Origin of the sequence: Sorangium sp. So ce887, assembly GCF_051521455.1 — a bacterium.
Lineage (GTDB): Bacteria > Myxococcota_A > Polyangia > Polyangiales > Polyangiaceae > Sorangium.
In genome coordinates this window covers 7735935-7755043 of sequence record NZ_CP150354.1, presented here as the reverse complement: position 1 = coordinate 7755043, position 19109 = coordinate 7735935, and the positions used below count along the sequence as shown (strand labels likewise).

Here is a 19109-nt window from a genome sequence, read left to right as displayed (position 1 = left end):
GTGGATGCGACGCGAAGCGCCGCGGCGTGACTGCTTACGAGCAGCGGCAAAAAATCGTTAAGGAAAATTCGTTGAATCATCGCAAATGCTCTGCGGCGGGGTCGCCCGGCGCGGTGCATTTCGCGAGAGCATGGAGATGAAATGGATTTTCTCTATGGGAGAGGAGGTTTAACGTCGTCTCCATGGGACGTGTGCTGGGACAATCGTTCGGCTTTCTTCTCTGGCTCGCGGGCCTCGGGCTGATACTGGCGCTGGTCAACAACTACGCGGCGGAAGAGCCGGAGGTGGACGCGATGGCGCGGGCCCAGGCGTGCGAGGGCGCGCAGGCTCCGTGTGACGAGCTCTTGATCAGCTACGTGCGCAGCTCGCTCGGCCGGAGCTTCCAACTCATCGTGCGGGGTAAGGACATCTCGGTCCGGTGCCGGCGCGAGCACATCGTCCTCGGGGACTACCGGTGCACGCGCTGGCCGCCGGCGGCGCCACCGGCTGCGGTGAGCTCGAGCCCGGTGGCGACCTCCACCGGAAGCGCTCTCCCGGCGCCGCGAGGCGGGAGCGCGAAGCGCGGGGCTCCACCGCCGAGCGCGGGAAAGCCGGAGAGCAAGTTGTAGGGAGCGCCGCGCCCCTCCGAGGCGCCTCGTGGCCGGCGTGACGCTGCCCGCCGCCCCGCCTAAGCACGCGCGCTGGGCCGCGAGTTGCGCTACTCCTCCAACTCGATGGCGCTCCAACCTTTTCGCGTCGCCGCGCTCGCCCTCGTGGCGGGCCTTGTCCTCATCGGCTCTCCGGCCTGCAAGAAGGGCGAGGAGGCCTCGCCCGAGCAGGGGCGCAGGTCAGGGAAGCAGGGGATGAGCTTCCCGGTCGAGATCGCGCAGGTCGCGGCGGAGCGGGTCGAGTATGCCGTGCCCGCCGTCGGCTCGGTCGATGCGTTCGAGCAGGTGCAGCTCACCGCGCGCGTCGCTGGCGTCGTCGAGGCGGTGCGGTTCATGGAGGGCGACGAGGTCAAGGCGGGGCAGGTGCTCGTCGAGATCGATCCGGCCCGGTACAACCTCGCCGTCCGCGCCGCGCGCGCGACGCTCGACCGCATGACCGCCACGCAGGCCGAGGCCGCCTCGGGCCTCGAGCGGCGCGAGGCCGAGGGCGCCGAGGGCGTCTTCAGCAAGGAAGACGTCGCGTCGTGGCGCTCCAGGTCGGCGACGACCGCCGCGCAGGTCGCCGAGGCGAAGGTCGCCGTCGACCAGGCGCTCCTCAACCTGCGCGACGCGTACGTGCGCGCGCCCATCCAGGGGAAGATCCAGACGCGCACCGTGCAGACCGGCCAGCACGTCGCGGTCGGCACGGTGCTCGCGACGCTCCTCCGCCGCGACCCGCTCCTGCTCCGCTTCCAGATCCCCGCCGCCGACGCCGCGCGCGTCCGGCCCGGCATGGAGGCGCGCTTCACGGTGAAGGGCGACGCGCGGGCCTACACCGCGAAGCTCACGCACGTCGCCGACGCGGCCGATCCCGCGACGCGCATGGTCGCCGTGACCGGCGAGGTGCAGGGCGAGGGCAAGGACCTGCTCCGCCCCGGCACCTTCGCCGAGGTGACCGTGCCCGTGGGCGCGAGCGGCGAGGCGCCCGTGATCCCGCAGACCGCCGTGCGCCCGAGCGAGCGCGGGTTCCTCGCCTACGTGGTCGACGGCACCACCGCGCGCGAGCGCGTGCTCTCGCTGGGGCTGCGCACGGCGGACGGGCGCGTCGAGGTCAAGTCGGGGCTCTCCGTGGGGGAGCGCCTTGTGGTGCGCGGCGCGGAGGCGCTGCGCGACGGCTCCCAGGTCCGCGCCGCGCAGCCCGGCAGCATGCCCGAAGGCCAGGCCGCGGGGCACGCCAGGGAAGGCGAAGGCGCCGGCGCGTCGCCGGCCGGCTCGGCGCCGGCGACCTCCCCCGCCAGCTCGACGCGGAGCGCGCCGTGAGCCTCACCGAAGCGTGCCTCAGGAAGCCGGTCTTCGCCTGGATGCTGATGGCGGCGACCATCGTCTTCGGCCTCGTGGCCGTGTCGCGCATCGGCATCAGCCAGTTCCCAGACGTCGACTTCCCCACCATCACCATCTCCGCCACGCTGGAGGGCGCCGCCCCCGAGATCATGGAGCACGACGTTGTCGAGCCGCTCGAGGAGGCGGCCGTCCAGGTCGAGGGGATCCGGTCGATCACGTCGACGTCGCGCCAGGGCAGCGCCTCGGTCACCATCGAGCTCGACCTGTCGCGCGACGTCGACGTCGCGCTCCAGGACGTGCAGACGAAGATCTCGCAGGCGCAGCGGCGGCTGCCGCTCGACCTCGACCCGCCCGTCGTCTCCAAGAGCAACCCGGAGGACCAGCCGATCATGTGGGTCGGGCTCTCCGGCCCCTTCTCCCCCCAGCTCGTCGCCGACATCGCGCGCTACCGGCTGAAGGAGAAGCTCCAGACGGTGCCCGGCGTCGGCGAGCTGACCCTGGGCGGCTACCTCGAGCGCAACGTCCGCATCTGGCTCGACGCCGAGCGCCTCGCCGCCAGGGGGCTCACCGTCGCCGACGTCACCGAGGCCCTGCGCCGCCAGCACATCGAGCTCCCCGCCGGCCGCATCGAGACCGAGGGCCGCGAGGTGAACGTGCGGGTGATGGGGGAGGCGCTCGACCTCGCGACCTTCAGGAAGATCGTCCTCCGCCAGGGCGATCTCGGCCCCGCCGCCCGGCCGGCGGACGCGGCCGTCCAGCCGGCGGGCCCGCCGTCGTCGGCGCGCGCCACGGTGTACCTGGAGGACGTCGCGCTCGTCGAGGACGGCTTCGAGGACGTCCGCCGGCTCGCCCGGGTGAACGGCCAGCCCGCGCAGGGACTCGGCGTGAGGAAGCAGCGGGGCTCGAACGCGGTCGAGGTCGCGCAGGGGGTCCGGGCCGCGCTCGCCGAGGTCGAGAAGACCTTGCCCGAGGGGATGGAGGTCGGGGTGAACTTCGACTCGACGAAGTTCATCGAGGAGTCGGTCCACGAGATCGAGCTCGAGCTCGGCATGGCCATCGCGCTCACGGCCCTCGTCTGCTGGATGTTCCTCGGCTCGCTCTCCAGCACGCTCAACGTCGTCCTCGCGATCCCGATGTCGCTGCTCGGCACGGTCGCCGCGATCTACTTCCTCGGCTTCACGCTGAACACCTTCACGCTGCTCGGGCTCTCGCTCGCGGTCGGCATCGTCGTCGACGACGCGATCATGGTGCTCGAGAACATCCACCGGCACGCCGAGGCGGGGAAGGACCGCGTCCGCGCCGCCCGCGAGGGCACGGCCGAGATCACCTTCGCGGCGCTCGCCGCGACGCTCGCGGTCGTCGCGATCTTCATCCCGATCATCTTCATGGAGGGGGTGGTCGGCCGCTTCTTCCTCCAGTTCGGCGTGACCCTCTGCATCGCCGTGCTCCTCTCGTACCTGGAGGCGATCACCCTCGCGCCGGCCCGCTGCGCGCAGATCCTCGACGTCTCGCGCGAGGGCCGGAGCCGCGTCGGGCGGCTCGTCGATCGCGGCTTCGAGTCCCTCTCCCGCGGCTACGGCTGGCTGCTCGCCCGGGCGCTCCGGTTCCCGCTCGTGGTCGTCCTGCTCGGCGCGCTCCTCTTCGCCGGCGCGATCGTCACGATGCAGCGGCTCCCGACGGAGTTCGTCCCGTCGCAGGACCAGGGGCGGCTCATGGTCCGCCTGCAGACGGCGGTCGGCTCGGACATCGAGGAGACCGACCGGCTCTTCCAGCGCGCCGAGGCGTTCGTGGGCGAGCACCCGGCGGTGTCGCGCGTCTTCGCCGTGGTCGGCGGCTTCGGCGGGGGCTCCGTGAACACGGGCATCCTGTTCGTCACGATGAAGCCGGCCGACGAGCGGTCGTTCTCGCAGGCCGACCTCCAGGGCGTCCTCCGCAAGGAGCTGAACGGCTACCCCGGCCTGCGCGCCGTGGTTCAGGACCTCTCGCAGTCGGGGTTCACGGCCCAGCGCGGCTTCCCTGTCGAGTTCTCGATCCGCGGCCCCTCGTTTGAAGAGCTCACGAAGCACAGCGAGCGCATGCGGGGCGAGCTCGCGCAGAGCGGCCTCGTCGTGGATCTCGACACCGACTACCAGCTCGGCATGCCCGAGCTCCGCATCCTGCCGGATCGGGCGCGCGCCGCGGATCTCGGCGTGAGCGTCGAGGCGATCGCGACGACGCTGAACACGCTGGTCGGCGGCGGGCGCGTCGCCAAGTTCAACGACAACGGGCGCCGCATCGACGTCCGCGCGCGCCTGCTCGCCGAGCAGCGGAGCCGGCCCGAGGACCTCGCGCGCATCCAGGTGAGGAGCGCGTCGGGCGCGCTGGTCCCGCTGACGTCGGTCGTCACCTACGAGGAGCTCCCGGCGCTGCAGGCGATCACGCGCCGCGACCGGGAGCGCGCGATCTCGATCTTCGGCAACATCGCGCCCGGGCACTCCCAGGGCGAGGCGGTCGCCCGGGTCGAGGAGCTCGGCCGGGACCTGCCGGCCGGCTACCGCCTGGTGCTGGGCGGCGCGAGCGTGACGTTCCGCGAGTCGATGGGCGGCCTCCTCTTCGCGCTCGTGCTCGGGATCCTTGTCGCCTACATGGTGCTGGCGTCCCAGTTCAACTCGTTCCTGCACCCGGTCACGGTGCTGACGATCCTGCCGCTGTCGATCGCGGGCGCCGCCTTCGCGCTGCTCTTCTCCGGGCACACGCTCAACATCTTCAGCATGATCGGCATCCTCCTGCTCATGGGGATCGTGAAGAAGAACTCGATCATCCTCGTGGATCACGCGATCGAGGTGAGGCGCGAGGGCGGGCGCGCGGCCCACAATGAACCGGGGCGCGAGCGCGGGGCAGGGGAGGCCATGGACGCCCGCACGGCGATGCTCCGCGCCGGCCCGGTGCGGCTGCGCCCGATCCTGATGACCTCGACGGCGACGCTGATGGCCGCGGTCCCGTCGGCGCTGGCGCTCGGCCCCGGCGCCGAGATCCGGGCCCCGATGGCCGCCGCGGTCATCGGCGGCCTCCTCGTCTCGACGGCGCTGAGCCTGCTCGTCGTGCCGGCGTTCTACGTGGTCGCCGACGACGTGCAGGGGCGCGTCGCGCGGCTCCGGGCGCGGCGCGCAGGGCGCCGGGCGCCCGCCGGTCCGGCGCACCCCGCCGCGCCCGAGCGCTAGAGCACCAATCATGTTGAAACCGGGAGAAATTTCACAGGGAGGCGGGGAGGCGGGGAGGAAGAAAAAAAAGAATCTCTCCCTCTCGCCGTCTCTCCCTCCCCGCCTCCTCGCCTCCCTGTGAAATTTCTGCTTTTTTCGGGATTTCAACCCGTTTGTCGCTCTATGGCCGGTCGTTGCGTGGGGAGGTCTGGCCCCCACCCTCCGCCATGGCGCCGCTACCCCTGACTTGTGCCCAGACGCGGGGGTCATCGGTCTCGTTCTCATCGAGAACGAACGTGCGTAAGGATCACGGCGTCGGGATCTTCACGGGGCGGATATCCGGGATGGTCGGGGGCCGCAGCGTTTCGGGGCGCTGGTCGACGATCACGCCACGGAGCTGCGTACACCGCTGTTTGCCCTCGTCCCAGACGCAGCCTGAGGGGCATACCGGCGGATCGCCGGTCGGCTGCTGGTCCGCGCAGACGTCCTCTTCGGCCTCACCGGCGGCCGTCGTCTGCGCGCGGCTGGCAGGTGCGGTGTCCGGGGTCGCGCCTTCGCGCGTGCCGGCAGGCGTGGCGGCGGCAGGGGCGTCGGCAGGCTGCGGCTGGCTGCTCTGGCAGGCGGTCGCCGCGAGGGCGAGCGACGAGAGAAGCATCAGGATCAGGCTTCGGGACATGACAACTCTCCGTGATTGCACGTGGGCAGCATCCGCTTTGCGTCCGGCGATCCGGCGCGCGCGGTGCGGCGATTGGGTCTCAAGGAGCACCCTCTTGGCAACCAGCATTCCACGCCGTACCCGGCGCCGCGCGTCCCGCGCCGCCGCCTGCCGCAGGGCCACGGTTCGTGGAGGGGATCCGCCGGACCGTGAAGGGGACGCCGTTCCTCGGCGCCCCGGCGGCGCGACCCGCCGGTCGCTGGAGCGGGCCGTCCCGCGGGCCCTTGCCGGGACGAGGGCGTCGCACCGAGGCCGGAGGCGTTGCCTTTCGTTCCCTGCCGTGTCGCACCCGCGCTCGGACTCCGAGTCCGGTCATGCCCCGGCCGCCCTTCGAGACCCGCCAGGTGACCCTACATGTCCCCCACGAACCGTGATCCGGCGCAGGCCCGGCCGCGGTAGCATCGTCGCCGGCTGGATGCCGTCTCCCACCTCCTCCGTAGCGCCCGCTTTCCTGCAGCGCCCCGCTGCGGATCGCTGGCTCGGTCCGTTCCGGCTGATCCGTCAGCTCGGCCGCGGCGGCTTCGCCCCCGTCTGGCTGGCAGACGAGGTCTACGAGGGACGCAAGCTCCGCGACGCTGCGGTCAAGCTCTTTTTCCTCCCGATGGACCTCTCCCCGGGCTCGGCGGACGCCGCGCGCTGGCGCGATGCGATCCTCGACGAGGCGCGCGCCCTCTGCCGCGTCGAGCACCCGAACGTCGTCCGCTTCTATGCCCTGCACCGCGACGACGCCTGGGGCGTGGTGGGCCTCGCCATGGAGCACATCGCGGGCGTGAGCCTCGATGTCCGTCTCGCGGAGGCCGGCCCGCTGAGCCCCGATGGGGTCGCCAGGGCCGCCCTCGGCGTCGCCTGGGCGCTGGCGGCCGTGCACGGCGCCGGCCTCGTGCACCGCGACGTCAAGCCGGCCAACATCATCGAGCGCGCCGCAGCGAAAGGGGCGCGCGGCGAAGGCCGGGGCCTCGCCGCCCATCCGGTCCACAAGCTGATCGACTTCGGCATCGTCGTCGATGACCCCGCGCTCCGGCCGCGAGGCGCCGCCGCGCCGCTCCTCGTCGGCACCCCCGGCTTCATCGCGCCGGAGATCATGCTCGGCGGTGCGGCCACCCCTGCCGCCGACCTCTACGCCCTCGGCGCCACCGTCTTGCGCCTGTGCACCGGCCAGGTCCCGCTCGACCCCGCGGGCGGGCCCGTGGCCGTCCATCCCCAGCGGCGTGCACCCCGGCTCGACGCGATCCTGCCGCTGGACACACCCGCGCTCGCGCCGCTCGCGGATCTCACCGCGCTCCTCCTGGATCCCGATCCCCGCGCGCGCCCGCGCCACGCCGAGTGGGTCGCGCGCGAGCTCGAGCGCGTGCTCGCGCTCTCGACCGGCGAGGTCCTGCCGCACCTCCGGCGCGCGGAGCACGGTCCTCCGGGCGAGAGAGCCGTCCCGCACGACCTGGCCGCCTTCGACTCCCAGCCTGCGATGCCCACCGCCCCGGGCGGGATCGCGGGGCGGGCTTCGCAGGTCGTGGGCCCGACCGTGCTTGTCGCGCGTCCGGCCGCGCACGCCGGGAGCCCGACCGCGCCGGTCTCGCGTCCGGCCTCGCAGGTCGAGGGCTCGAGGGCGCCGACCGAGACCCTCGCGCCACCCGCGCCCTGCCTGCACACCCCGCTTTTCGGCTGCGACGACGCCCTCGCGGCGCTCGCGCGCCTCGCCGCGGAGGTGCGCGGAGGCGGGGTCCGCGCCGCGCTGATCACCGGACCGCTCGGCATCGGCCGCACCCACCTGCTCGCCGCGGCGCTCGAGCGCGAGAGCTTCGGCGCGGACCGTGTCCTGCGTGCCGCCTGCTCCCCGGAGCGGAAGAGCCCCCTCCGGCCGCTGCTCCGCGCCCTGGAGGCGCTCCCGCCGGAGGCCGCGAGCGCGCTCGGCCTGGTGGTGGACGCGATCGAGCGGGCCCTCTCACCGAGCGTGCTCCCCGGCGCGCCGGACGCGACCGCGGCGCTGGAGGGCGTGGAGGACGCGCTGCTCTCGGCGAGCACCGAGGCGCCGCTGGTCCTCGCCCTCGACGACCTCCAGTGGGCCGACGCGCACACCCTCGCGCTGCTGCGGCTCCTGGTCGAGCGCGTGGGCGCGACGGTGGCGCGCAGGGGCGCTCCGGCGCGCCTCCTGGTCCTCGCGGCCGCGCGCGACGAGCCGAGCCCTTCGCCACCCCTGCGCGCGCTGCTCGCCGAGGCGCGCGGGCGCGCCCGCCCCGGCGCACGGCACCTCGCCCTCAGCCCGCTCGGCGACGAGGACGCCGCGCGCCTCGCCCAGGCCACGCTCCCCGTCGCGCCCGCGCTCGAGCGCGCGGTCGTGCGCGGCTCGGGCGGCGTGCCGTTCTTCATCGTGCACGCGCTCGTCGCGTGGCGCGAGACCGGCGCGCTCGTCTATCGCGCGGGCGCCTGGGATGCCGCCGAGCCCGACCTCGCGAGCCGCGGCGTCCCGGGGGTCGCCGACCTCGTGGTCGCGCGCCTCGCCAGCTATCTCGACCCCGCGAGCGACGAAGGCCGCCTCGCCCTGCGCGCGCTGGCCGCCGTGGCGCTCCACGGCGGCGGCCTCGGCGTGGACGTGCTCACCGAGGCCGCGGGCCGCGACGACGAGGCGCTGGAGGCCGCGCTGCTCCCCCTCGTGGACGCCGGCCTGCTCACCGCCTCCGGGGCCGGCCAGCACGGGCCGGAGTACAGCTTCGTCCAGGAGATGGTGCGCCTCTCCGTGCTCAACCTGGTCCGGCCGCGCCCCTGGCTGCGCCGCCTGCACCGCGCGCTGCTCGACGCCATCGCCCGCCGCCCCACGGCGGCCGCCGACGCCGCGTTCCTGGCCTCCGGCTACGAGCGCCTGGGCGCGGCCCCGGAGGCGCGGCGCTGGCTGGGCCCGGCGATGGCGGCGGTGATGTCGGCCGGCCTGTTCACCGAGGCGGTGGAGCTCGGCGAGCGCCTCGCCGCGCTCATCGAGGATCCGGACGAGCGCGCCGCCGCCGAGATCGACGTGGTGCGCGCCCTGCTGCGCGGCAGGAAGCCCGAGGAGGCGCGGCGGCGGCTCGACGCGCTCGACGCGCGCGCGGCGGTGTTCCCCGCGCGCCGCGCCGAGGTGGCGCTGCGGCGCCGGCTCTGCCGGCTGGAGGTGGCGCGGGGCCTGCGCGAGGAGGGCTACGACGATCCCGGGCTGCTCGCGGCCGCCGACGCCCAGCCCGACGAGGCCCTCCGCTGCGAGGCGCGCATGGCGCTCGCCGGCGTCGCCGTCCCCGAGCGGGCCCTGGAGCTCGCGGGCGAGGCGGTGGCGCTCGGGGCGCGCGCCGGGCCGGCGCTGGAGTTCGGGGCGCGCGTGCTGCGCTTCGAGCTGAACTACGCCTCGAACCGCCGCGATCTCGCGGTGGCCGAGGAGGACCTCACGCGCGCGCTCGCGATCGCCTCGGCGCTCGGATCGCGCTGGCACAGGCTGCACATCGAGGCGGATCTCGCGGTGCTCGACGCCGAGCGCGGCCGGCTCGGCGAGGCGATCGGGCGGCTCGAGAGGATCGCCGGCCAGGCCGAGGCGGACGGCATGCGCGGCCAGCTCCGCCTCGTGCTGACCAACCTGGCCGCGTTCCTGCTACGCGACGGCCGCGCGATCGAGGCCGCGGAGACGGCCAGGCGCACGGCCGAGCTCGCGGCGGAGGCCGGCGATCCGGGGCTGCGCGCGAGCGCGCTGTCGCTGCGCGCGGACGCGCTCCGGCGCGTCGGAGATCTCCCTGGCGCGCTCGCCGCGGCCGACGAGGCCGAGGCGCTGCAGCGCGCCCACCGCGACCGCCGCCAGGCGCTCACCCTCCTGCGGCGCGCGGAGATCCTGGCCCTGGCCGGCCGCTCCGACGACGCGCTCGCCGACGCGCGCGCGGCCAGGAGCGTCGCGGAGGCCCGGGCCGACCGCGATCTCGCGATGGGCGCGCGGCTGTGGGAGCTCCTGCACCTCGCGCGGCGCGGCGAGCTCGTGGTCGCGGCCCTGGAGGAGGCGGTCGCCGAGGCCGCCGGGTCGGGCGTGACGTTGCGCCCGCTCACGCTCGGGCTGATGGACGAGGCGCGGGCGTGGGTCGCCACGACGAAGCGGGCGTGATCCGCGCGGACAGGCCTCCCGGACGGCGGATCAAGCGGTCCGTGGCCGCAGGGCGGCGCTCCGTCGCCGGAGGCCCCCGACGAGGACGCCCGCCGCGAGGAGCGCGCCGCTCCCGGCGCTCCCGGAGAAAGCGCCCGTACCCGCCGCGCCGCACGCGCAGCCGCGGGGCCCGGGCGGCACGGAGGGCACGGCGCGAGGCGCGGCCGGCCGCGGCGCCACCTCGCGGCCGTCGAGGGCCGCGCCGTCGCCGGAGACGATGAACGCAGCCCAGTAGAAGGGGTGTGCCGTTCCGGGTCGGGACCGCATCTCGATCTGCGCCTGCCGCATGGCCTCGACCCGGCCCCCCCCGGCGGCGAGCTTCTCGTAGTAGGCCTCCATCAGGTTGCGGGTCTCGCGGTCCTGGACCTTCCAGAGGCTCATCACCTGGGTCTCCGCCCCGGCGAGCACCAGCGCTCGCCGCAGGCCGTGGACCCCGTCCGCCCGCTTCACCTCGCCGAGGCCCGTCTCGCAGGCGGACAGCACGACAAGCTGCGTGCCGTACAGGTCCAGGCCCGAGGCCTCCAGCGCGGTCAGGACGCCGTCCTCGGGGCCGTCGTAGGGCCGGTTGGCCGAGGCGAGCGCCACGCCGGCGCGCAGCAGCGGGTTCTCGCCGGCGGCCCCGCCCGCGTGCTCGCTGTCGGGGAGGAAGAACCCGTGCGTCGCGAGGTGGAGGATCCGCGGGTGCGCCGCGCTCTTGAGCGCTTCCTCGGTCGCGCCGAGCCCGGTGAGCACCTTCGCCCCCGGGAACCGCCGCGCGATCGCCGTCGCCTCGGGCAGCGTGCCGGGGAGGGCCGGGAACGACAGCGCGCGCATGTCGATCGATCGCCTCGCCGGCGTCGCGCCGGCCGGGGCCTCGCGGCGGAAGCGCGCGTGCCGGGTCGCGTCGCCGAACTCCGGCGCCCCGATGACCAGCGCAGGCAACCCGGGTTCGGCGCGCCGCGGGTCGTGATGCCGGGCGCGGAGCAGATCGCGGCCGCTCGTCAGGTAGGTGAACGAGCTGTGCTCCAGCAGGTAGCTGCCCTGCTCGTCGACGAGCGCGCCGAAGGGGACCAGGTTGAGCTCGCCGTCGGGGCTGAGGAAGATCCAGCGGGCGCCGCCGAGCAGCGCCCGCACCGGCTGCATGACGCGCTCATCGACGGCGCGCGCGGTGCGCTGCGGGTCACGGAGCAGCTGGGCGAAGGCGCGCCGCAGGTCGCCGGCGGCCGCGTCGATCGGCGCCGCGTCGCGGAGGTCGGCCCAGGCGACGCGGCCGTCCGAGTGGAGCACGTACGCCGCATACCGCGGCGCGCCCCAGGCGAGCGGCGCGGCGCCGCCGCGCTCGCGCACGCGCGGGCGGCGCACGACGAGCTCGACGAGCGCCGCTCCCTGCGGCAGGGCGGCGACCACGCGGTCCAGGGTGACCGGCTCGTCGTCGATCCGCAGCGGGGCGCCGCGCCGGCCGATCTCTCCCTCGAGCGCCTGCTTCTTTCGCTCGAGCTCGTCGATCGACGCGCGGAGCTCGCCAGGCTGCCCCGAGGAGGGGAGGCGGATGATGAGATCGGCGAGCCGCGACTCGACGGAGACGAGCTGCCGGAGGAGCATCGCGTCGTCGGGGCTGCTCCGGTCCCTGAGCGCGGCGATCCGGTCCGCGGCGGCGTCGAGGACCACGCCCTTGCGCCGGAGCACCGCCGTGAAGGCGAGGCGCGCCGCCTCCGCGTCGGAGGGAGCGCTGTCCGCGTGCAGCGAGAGGAGGAGATCGGTCTCGTCGCGGAGCGCGCCGGCGAGGGCGGTCCGCTGCTCCTCGCTCGCCGCGGGGAGCAGCGCGAGCGCGCGCCGGTCCTGGATGTCCGCGCCGCGCGCGAGCAGGCCGATGGCCTCGCGGATCGCCCCCTGGTCGAGCCGGTGCCGGCCGAGCCGCACAAGGGCGCGGGCGACGCGCGGATGGCCCGGGCCGAAGGCGGCCTCCTCGATGGCGAGCGCGCGCCGATAGAGCGGCTCGGCGGCCCGAGGCTCCCCGCCCTCTTCCCGGAGCTGGCCGAGCGCGGCGAGCGCCTCCGCGACGCCCGGGTGCCTGTCGCCGAGGCGCTGCTCGCGGAGCGCGAGCGCGTCGCGGTAGGCGCGCTCCGCGGCCGCAGGATCGCCGCGCCTCAGCGCGAGATCGCCGCGGAGCATCAGGGAGGTGCTCCGTCCCACGTGACCCTTGCCGAGCGTTCTGTCGCGCAGCGAGAGCGCCCGCTCGACGAGCGGCTCGACCTCCGAGGGCTCGGCCCCTTGCAGCAGCTGGACCGACGCGAGCCGGTCCAGTGCGGCGGCGAGGCTCGGGTGCTCCGGGCCGAGCCGCTTCTCGAGGATGGCGAGCGCGCGCTCGAGGAGCGGCCGGGCCAGCGCCGGATCACCCGCCTCGGCGTGGATGTCGGCGAGGTCCTGGAGGCAGCGCGCGGCGATGGGGAGGTCGCTCTCGTCGCATTTCCATTTCGATTGTCTCTGGAGGCGGTGGAGGCGGTCCTCGGCGCGCCCGTGCTGCGCGCGGGCGATCTCGAGCTCCGCCAGGGTCAGGACGAGGTGATCCCGGCCGGCTTTGCCCTCCGGGAGCGTGCTCAGGAGCGCGTCGGCACGGCCGTACTCCGCCTTCGCCAGGAGCAGGCGAGCGAGGCCGTCCAGGGCTCCAACGACTCCCGCGTACGTCCACCGGGCATGAGCCTCTCCCCACAGGAACGTCGCGCGCGTGAGGAGCGGCTCCGCAGCGGCATAGTCGCCTTGCTTCATGCGCAGCTCGCCGAGCAGCGCGAGGGCCATCGCGAGCCGACCGCGCCGACTGTCGTCCTCCGGCTGCGCTGCGTGATCCCGCTCCGCCACGGCGAGCGCGCGGGCGAGCAGCGGCACGGCGCTGGAGTAATCTCCGCTCCCCATCCGCGCGGCCCCGAGATCCATCAGATCACGGAAGACTTTGGCGTCACGTTCGACCGCATCCCTCGGGAGGCGGCCGCTGTTCGATCGCCGCTCCTCGTGGGATGCGATGCGGGACTCTGGCCAGCGTGCCACGCCGGTGTAGTCCTCGCCGATGTACCAGAGCGCGGCCGTCGTATCTCCCGGCCCGAGCACGGCGCCGCGCGGCTCGGCGGCGTTGGCGCTCGCCGCCAGCGCGAGCCAGGCCACGAGGAGCGACGTCAGGCCTCCGATCCATCCACTCCATCGGGTCATGTGTCCCGCGCCTCCACGGCCGCTGCCTGCGCCCCGCATCCTACCGCGCATCGCCCTTCTTCCTGCGAGCCATCGTTGCGCCCACCGTGCCGAGCGCGCGCCGAGGAGCCGCGAGCGCAGCTCCCCGGCATTGCGCCGGGCGCGCACGCCGCCGGCTCCCCCGGCGAGGCGCCGCCCGCGTATACTTCGATGCGTGGCAGAGGAGCTGACGAAGCCGATCGATCGCGACGGCGCCCACAGGCTCGCCTCACGCAAGATCCGCGTCGAGGTCGTGGACGGCCCGGACCGAGGGCTCGTCGTGGCCGAGGCGGTGCACGAGGAGAGCCCACGCCACGCACCCGTCCCACCGAACGGCGGCGCCCTTCGATGGCGCTGCCTCCCGAGGCCTGCCGTCGTACTTGGCCGCGTCGCAGGCGCTCGACGCGCCGCCGCCGTCGCGCGGCCCCGGCATGCGGGTGGAGCAGACCGCTGCTCCAGGTGATGGCCCGAGCCGCCACCCCTGAAGACTCCAGCCGCTGACCGGGCGCCTCGAGGCCCGCGCAATGGTCGTTTTCGCGAGCGAATCGCCCCGATCGGCCGCGCGCGCCGGTGGCATCAAGGTTGCTATTCATCCGGACACGCAGGGACGTCCCCCTTCCGCCGCCGTATCCGGCGATCGCTGGGAGGGCTCCCCGTCGACCTGCAGAACACCACCCGAGGTGGATTGACATGCGATATTCCGCGATGGTCTCGAGCGCGTTGACGGCGGCATCGGCGATGATGATGGGCTGCGTGGCGGCGCCTGATCTCGAGGAGCAGCTCGTGGGCGAGGTATCCCAGCCCAGCATCTGCGGCAGCACGGTCGATTTCCAGCACGTCGAGCAGTACGACGGCACGCTCGGCGTGACGGCGGGGTTCGTCGGAGCGCACCAGGCGCCGGTCGGGCAGATCCAATGGAAGAGCGATCTCGCGTCCCGCTACGCGAACCCGGGCAACGTGAGCGGCACCCGCACCTGCTCCGGGACGCTGATCGCGCACAACCTCTTCTTGACCGCCGGCCATTGCTTCGATCCTGACGGCAGCAACTGGACCTGGCCCCGGACCGCCGCGAACACGCCGATCTCGGCGAGCCAGGGGGCCGCCGAGATGCGCGTCAACTTCGGTTACCAGGAGGACCCGAGCGGCGACCTCAGGACCGCGGTGTCGTTCGACATCGTGTCCCTGCGCGAGTACCGGCAAGGCGGCCTGGATTACGCCGTCGTGCAGCTCGCGCAGAGCGCCGCCGCGAGCTACGGCTTCACGGTGGTCTCCACGACGGACGCCGCGGTCAACGACATGCTCGCCGTCATCGGCCACCCGAGCGGCGAGCCCAAGCAGATCGACGCGGGCCCCGCCAGCAGCTTCAGCGGCGATTATCTCCAGTATGGCTCTCTCGACACGCTCGGCGGCAACTCCGGCTCAGGCGTGCTGCATGGCCCGTCTGGCAAGCTCGTCGGCGTCCACACGAACGGCGGGTGCACCTCGGTCGGAGGCGCCAACGCCGGCGTCAGGATCACGTCGATCATCGAGGAGTCCCCGATCCTGCGCGACGTGACGCAGCGGCTCGTCGTGTTCTCGAAGGGCTCGGACAGCGCCATCTGGCACAAGTTCTACGACGGCGGCTGGTCCGGCTGGACCTCGCTCGGCGGCACCCTCGCCTCGGCGCCCTCCGCCACGCTCACGCAGGAGGGCCGCCTGACGGTGTTCGCGAAGGGCACGGACAGCGCCATCTGGCACAAGTACTATGACGGCGGCTGGTCGGGCTGGATCTCGCTCGGCGGCACCCTCGCCTCGGCCCCCGCCGCGACCGTGACGCGCGAGGGGCGACTGACGGTGTTCGCGCGCGGCACCGACAACGCCATCTGGCACAAGTACTATGACGGCGGCTGGTCCAGCTGGATCTCGCTCGGCGGCGCGACCACGCATGATCCGGCGGCGGTCGTCACGGCCGATGGGCGACTGACGGTGTTCGCGAGGAGCACGAGCGGCGAGCTCGTCCACCGGTACTACGACGGCGGCTGGTCCAGCTGGATCTCGCTCGGCGGCGCCATCGCGTCGGGCCCCTCCGCGGTCGTCACGGCCGAGGGGCGACTGACGGTGTTCGCGCGCCGCCCCGACAACGCGATCTGGCACAGGTACTATGACGGCGGCTGGTCCGGCTGGCTCTCGCTCGGCGGCGCGATGGTCGACCAGCCCGGCTCCGCCGTCACGCCCGAAGGGCGCCTGGTCGTCTTCGCGCGCGGCACCGACAACGCCATCTGGCACAAGTACTACGATGGCGGTTGGTCGAGCTGGACCTCGCTTGGCGGCGTGTTGACCTCGAGCCCGGCTGGGCTCTGATCGGAATGCGTCTGCGCCTCCTGAACGTACCCGTTGCGGTGCTCCGCGTCCTGCTGTAACACCGCACGTCCAGCCTCCGCCCGCCCTCCCTTCCATGGGTCCCCGCCGGCTGACGACGAGCTCGACCTCGGCTGACGATGGCTTCCTCCCCGGCTGACGACGCCCTCCGCCGTGATGCCGGCGGCTTCGCGCCCCGCGCCGTCGCGATCCACCGGCGCGCGTCCGTCCACGCTCGCTGGACCCACGGCCGAGCCAGGCCCTCGACATCCCGCCTCATCGGCGCCTAGCTTGCGCCAAGCCCGGCGAGAGACCCCATGACCGCCCCTCAGAACCCGCTGCTCAACGACCGCGACGTCGAGTTCCTCCTCTACGAGGTGCTCGACGCGCCCCGCCTCTGCGAGCTCCCCTATTTCGCCGATCACGCGCGGGAGACGTTCGACCTCTACCTCCAGAGCTGCCGGCGGTTCGCGCGGGAGGTGCTGTTCCCGACCTACCGGCCGGTGGACGCGTCTCCGCCGCGCTTCGAGGGCGGCGCCGTCACGGTGCACCCCGCCCTCAAGCAGGTCTTCCGGCCGATGGTCGAGCTCGGGATGCTCACCGCGACGCGGCCGGCCGCGGTGGGAGGCCAGCAGCTGCCGCTCGTCGTCGCCACGCTCGCCGGCGCCTACCTGCAGGCGGCCAACCTGAGCGCGTGCGGCTACCTCGGGCTGACGACCGGGGCGGCGCACCTGATCGAGGCGTTCGGCGACGACGCCCTGAGGTCCGCCTTCATGACCCGGATGTACGCCGGCGAGTGGACCGGGTCCATGGCGCTCACCGAGCCCCAGGCCGGCTCGAGCCTGGCCGACGTGCAGACACGCGCGGAGCCGACCCAGGCCGGGCACTACCTCGTCCGCGGGTCGAAGATCTTCATCTCGGGCGGCGATCACGACCTCACCGAGAACATCGTCCACCTCGTGCTGGCGCGCATCGAGGGCGCGCCGCAGGGCATCAAGGGGGTGAGCCTGTTCGCCGTCCCCAAGCGGCGGCCCGAGGGCGGGCAGCTCGTCCCGAACGACGTCGAGGTCGCCGGCGTGATCCACAAGATCGGCTGGCGCGGGCTCCCGAGCCTGGCGATGAGCTTCGGCGAGCGGGGCGACTGCCACGGCTACCTCGTGGGCAGCCCCCACCAGGGCATCGCCTACATGTTCCAGATGATGAACGAGGCCCGGATCATGGTGGGCGTGAACGGCGCGGCCACCGCCTCGGCGGCCTACCACGAGGCGCTCGGCTATGCGCTCGTCCGGCCGCAGGGCCGGCGGCTCGGCGCGAAGGACCCGGCGGCGCCGCAGGTGCCGATCCTCGAGCACGCCGACGTGCGCCGGATGCTGCTCCGGCAGAAGGCCATCGTGGAGGGCAGCCTCGCGCTGCTCGCCACGACGGCGCGGTACGCCGATCTCGCGGCGCACGCCGCCGACGCGGCGGAGCGGGAGCGCGCGCAGCGGCTCCTCGACCTGCTCACCCCCATCGCCAAGACCTTCCCCGCCGAGAAGGGCTTCGAGTCGAACGCCCTCGCCCTCCAGGTCCACGGCGGCTACGGCTATTCGAGCGAGTACCTCCCGGAGGCGTGGCTCCGGGACCAGAAGCTCAACTCGATCCACGAGGGGACGACGGGGATCCAGGGCCTCGACCTCCTCGGCCGCAAGGTCGTGGCCGGGGGCGGCGCGGCGCTCCTGGCGCTCGGCGGCGAGGTCGAGCAGGCGATCGGCCGGGCGCAGCGGGCCGGGGTCGAGCCCGCGTGGGGCGAGCGCCTCGGCGCGTCGATGTCGCTGCTCGGCGAGCTGACGGCCCACCTCGCGGAGGCGGGGATGCGCGGCGACGTCGAGCGGATGCTGCGGCACAGCGCGGACTACCTGGAGCTCGTCTCGGTCCTCGTGGTCGCCTGGCAGTGGCTCGCGATGGCCGCGGCGGCCCGGGAGGGGCTGGCCCGGGGGGCCTCGCCGGCCGGCTTTTACGAGGGCAAGCTGTGCGCGGCGCAGTACTGGTTCTCGACGGAGCTGCCGCGGGTCGAGGCGCTCGCGGCGCTCTGCCGCTCGGGCGACGACTCGTACGCCAGGATGCGACCGGAGTGGTTCTGAGGAGCGCGGGGCGCCGAGGCGCCTCGGTGGAGGAGCGATCGAATGAAGAGGGCGGTCATCCTGGTGGGGCACGGGGCGCCGGCGGCGGATTGCCCGCGCGAGCTCGTGACGCGCCTCAAGGCGCTGGAGGGCCGGCGCGCGGCGTCGGGCGCGGCGCCGGGCCCGGAGGAGATCGAGCTCGACGCGAGGGTCCGCGCCTGGCCGCGCACGCCGGAGAGCGACCCCTACCGCGCCGGCATCGAGCGCCTCGCCGCCGAGCTCGCCCCGCTGCTGGGGGGCGCCGAGCTCCTCGTCGCCTACAACGAGTTCTGCGCCCCGACGCTGGCCGAGGCCGTCGCGACCGCGATCCAGCGGGGCGCGGCCGAGATCGCGGTGGTCCCGTCGATGCTGACCCCGGGCGGCGTGCACGCCGAGGTGGAGATCCCCGAGGCCATCGCGCGGCTCCGCGCCGAGCACCCGTCGGTCACCCTCCGCTACGCCTGGCCCTTCGACCTCCCGGAGGTGGCGCGCCTGCTCGCCGCCCAGCTCGCGCGGGACCTCGGCTAGACCGGCGCCCGCGCTCCACTGAGCCCGCTGGGATGCGTCCCGTATGCCCCCAGAGCAACAACTTGGAGAGCTTACCTTGTCCCTGTTCGGGGCTTACGCTACTTGATTGACGCCACCTTCAGGGGTGGCCGGACATCGGCAGGGTAAGCGGGCAAACTCGACGCATCGCACCTTGCTTGACACGAGACCCAGGATTCCTCCACCAGGAGAGCGAGATGTACGTCCCGACGACGGCGATCCGGCCTCAGCTCGATATTCGCGCCCAGGCGCCCGTGCCGACCAAGCACGGTGTTTTCCAGATGCTTGTATTCCACTGGGGCGGAACGACGACCCACGAGCAGGGGCTCTCCCCCGATCACGTCGCCCTGATCATGGGCGACGTGCGCGGCAAGTCGGACGTCACCCTCCGCGTCCACTCCGAGTGCCTCACGAGCGAGGTGTTCGGCTCGCTGAAGTGCGACTGCCGCGAGCAGCTCGAGTCGTCCCAGGCCGAGATCGGCCGCCGCGGGCTCGGCGTCGTTCTCTACCTGCGGCAGGAGGGGCGCGGCATCGGGCTCACCAACAAGATCCGCGCGTACCAGCTCCAGGCGTTCGGCCACGACACGGTCGACGCCAACCGCATCCTCGGCCTGCCCGACGACGCCCGCGGCTACGAGCCCGCCGCCGCGATGATCGACCACCTCGGCATCGAGTCGATCCGGCTCCTCACGAACAACCCGGACAAGGTGGAGGGGCTCAGCGCGCTCGGCGTGCGGATCTCCTCGCGCTCGCCGGCCCTCGTCCCGGCCAACCCGTTCTCCGCGCCCTACCTCGAGGCGAAGCGCCTCCGGATGGGCCACGCCATCCCGTCGCTGCGCGACGGCGCGGTCGCGGAGAGCGCCGCGGCCGGCGACGCCGAGTAGC

11 protein-coding genes are annotated in these 19109 nt (G+C 73.9%); 8 read left to right on the top strand and 3 right to left on the bottom strand.

The annotated features are described in order from the left end of the window. Positions 1-182 precede the first annotated feature (182 nt). The 3 genes from WMF36_RS28670 (at position 183) to WMF36_RS28660 (ending at position 5167) form a co-directional block, all read left to right on the top strand. Complete coding sequence (locus tag WMF36_RS28670; protein ID WP_437573945.1) at positions 183-608, top strand: hypothetical protein; 426 nt, start codon at positions 183-185, stop codon at positions 606-608. A gap of 105 nt (positions 609-713) precedes the next feature. Next, positions 714-1946, top strand: coding sequence for an efflux RND transporter periplasmic adaptor subunit (locus WMF36_RS28665; RefSeq protein WP_437573944.1), 1233 nt, complete (start codon positions 714-716; stop codon positions 1944-1946). After that, a complete protein-coding gene (locus WMF36_RS28660; protein WP_437573943.1) occupies positions 1943-5167 on the top strand; it encodes an efflux RND transporter permease subunit in 3225 nt (1074 codons plus the stop codon). The genes WMF36_RS28665 and WMF36_RS28660 overlap by 4 nt, the downstream gene beginning before the upstream one ends. Before the next feature lie 286 nt (positions 5168-5453). Here WMF36_RS28660 and WMF36_RS28655 read toward each other — a convergent pair whose 3' ends face one another. Continuing rightward, positions 5454-5822, bottom strand: a complete 369-nt coding sequence (locus WMF36_RS28655; protein WP_437573942.1) for a hypothetical protein — start codon at positions 5820-5822, stop codon at positions 5454-5456. A gap of 454 nt (positions 5823-6276) precedes the next feature. Between WMF36_RS28655 and WMF36_RS28650 the strand changes: the two genes are divergently transcribed. Further along, complete coding sequence (locus WMF36_RS28650) at positions 6277-9966, top strand: serine/threonine-protein kinase (RefSeq protein WP_437573941.1); 3690 nt, start codon at positions 6277-6279, stop codon at positions 9964-9966. Between the two features lie 30 nt (positions 9967-9996). On the opposite strand, the gene WMF36_RS28645 is transcribed toward WMF36_RS28650, so the two are convergent. Together WMF36_RS28645 and WMF36_RS28640 are read right to left on the bottom strand one after the other, a co-directional pair. Continuing rightward, a complete protein-coding gene (locus WMF36_RS28645; protein WP_437573940.1) occupies positions 9997-13185 on the bottom strand; it encodes a CHAT domain-containing protein in 3189 nt (1062 codons plus the stop codon). A gap of 247 nt (positions 13186-13432) precedes the next feature. After that, positions 13433-13636, bottom strand: coding sequence for a hypothetical protein (locus WMF36_RS28640; RefSeq protein WP_437573939.1), 204 nt, complete (start codon positions 13634-13636; stop codon positions 13433-13435). 257 nt (positions 13637-13893) lie between these two features. Between WMF36_RS28640 and WMF36_RS28635 the strand changes: the two genes are divergently transcribed. From WMF36_RS28635 to ribA, 4 genes are all read left to right on the top strand, one after another. Beyond that, a complete protein-coding gene (locus WMF36_RS28635) occupies positions 13894-15543 on the top strand; it encodes a trypsin-like peptidase domain-containing protein (RefSeq protein WP_437573938.1) in 1650 nt (549 codons plus the stop codon). A 314-nt stretch (positions 15544-15857) separates the two neighbouring features. Then, positions 15858-17660: an acyl-CoA dehydrogenase gene (locus tag WMF36_RS28630; protein WP_437573937.1), complete on the top strand. Its 1803-nt coding sequence runs from the start codon at positions 15858-15860 to the stop codon at positions 17658-17660. A 42-nt stretch (positions 17661-17702) separates the two neighbouring features. Then, the gene (locus WMF36_RS28625; RefSeq protein ID WP_437573936.1) at positions 17703-18206 is read left to right on the top strand and encodes a sirohydrochlorin chelatase; all 504 of its coding nucleotides are present in this window, start codon (positions 17703-17705) and stop codon (positions 18204-18206) included. 215 nt (positions 18207-18421) lie between these two features. Continuing rightward, positions 18422-19108: a GTP cyclohydrolase II gene (gene ribA, locus WMF36_RS28620; protein ID WP_437573935.1), complete on the top strand. Its 687-nt coding sequence runs from the start codon at positions 18422-18424 to the stop codon at positions 19106-19108. Position 19109: the final 1 nt, after the last annotated feature.

Bases quoted from the DNA above. Each gene is read 5' to 3' on its own strand.
- WMF36_RS28670 (WP_437573945.1), top strand. From the start codon at position 183: ATGGGACGTGTGCTGGGACAATCGTTCGGCTTTCTTCTCTGGCTCGCG.
- WMF36_RS28665 (WP_437573944.1), top strand. From the start codon at position 714: ATGGCGCTCCAACCTTTTCGCGTCGCCGCGCTCGCCCTCGTGGCGGGC.
- WMF36_RS28655 (WP_437573942.1), bottom strand. From the start codon at position 5,822: ATGTCCCGAAGCCTGATCCTGATGCTTCTCTCGTCGCTCGCCCTCGCG.
- WMF36_RS28650 (WP_437573941.1), top strand. From the start codon at position 6,277: ATGCCGTCTCCCACCTCCTCCGTAGCGCCCGCTTTCCTGCAGCGCCCC.
- WMF36_RS28645 (WP_437573940.1), bottom strand. From the start codon at position 13,185: ATGACCCGATGGAGTGGATGGATCGGAGGCCTGACGTCGCTCCTCGTG.
- WMF36_RS28640 (WP_437573939.1), bottom strand. From the start codon at position 13,636: ATGCCGGGGCCGCGCGACGGCGGCGGCGCGTCGAGCGCCTGCGACGCG.
- WMF36_RS28635 (WP_437573938.1), top strand. From the start codon at position 13,894: ATGCGATATTCCGCGATGGTCTCGAGCGCGTTGACGGCGGCATCGGCG.
- WMF36_RS28630 (WP_437573937.1), top strand. From the start codon at position 15,858: ATGACCGCCCCTCAGAACCCGCTGCTCAACGACCGCGACGTCGAGTTC.
- WMF36_RS28625 (WP_437573936.1), top strand. From the start codon at position 17,703: ATGAAGAGGGCGGTCATCCTGGTGGGGCACGGGGCGCCGGCGGCGGAT.
- ribA (WP_437573935.1), top strand. From the start codon at position 18,422: ATGTACGTCCCGACGACGGCGATCCGGCCTCAGCTCGATATTCGCGCC.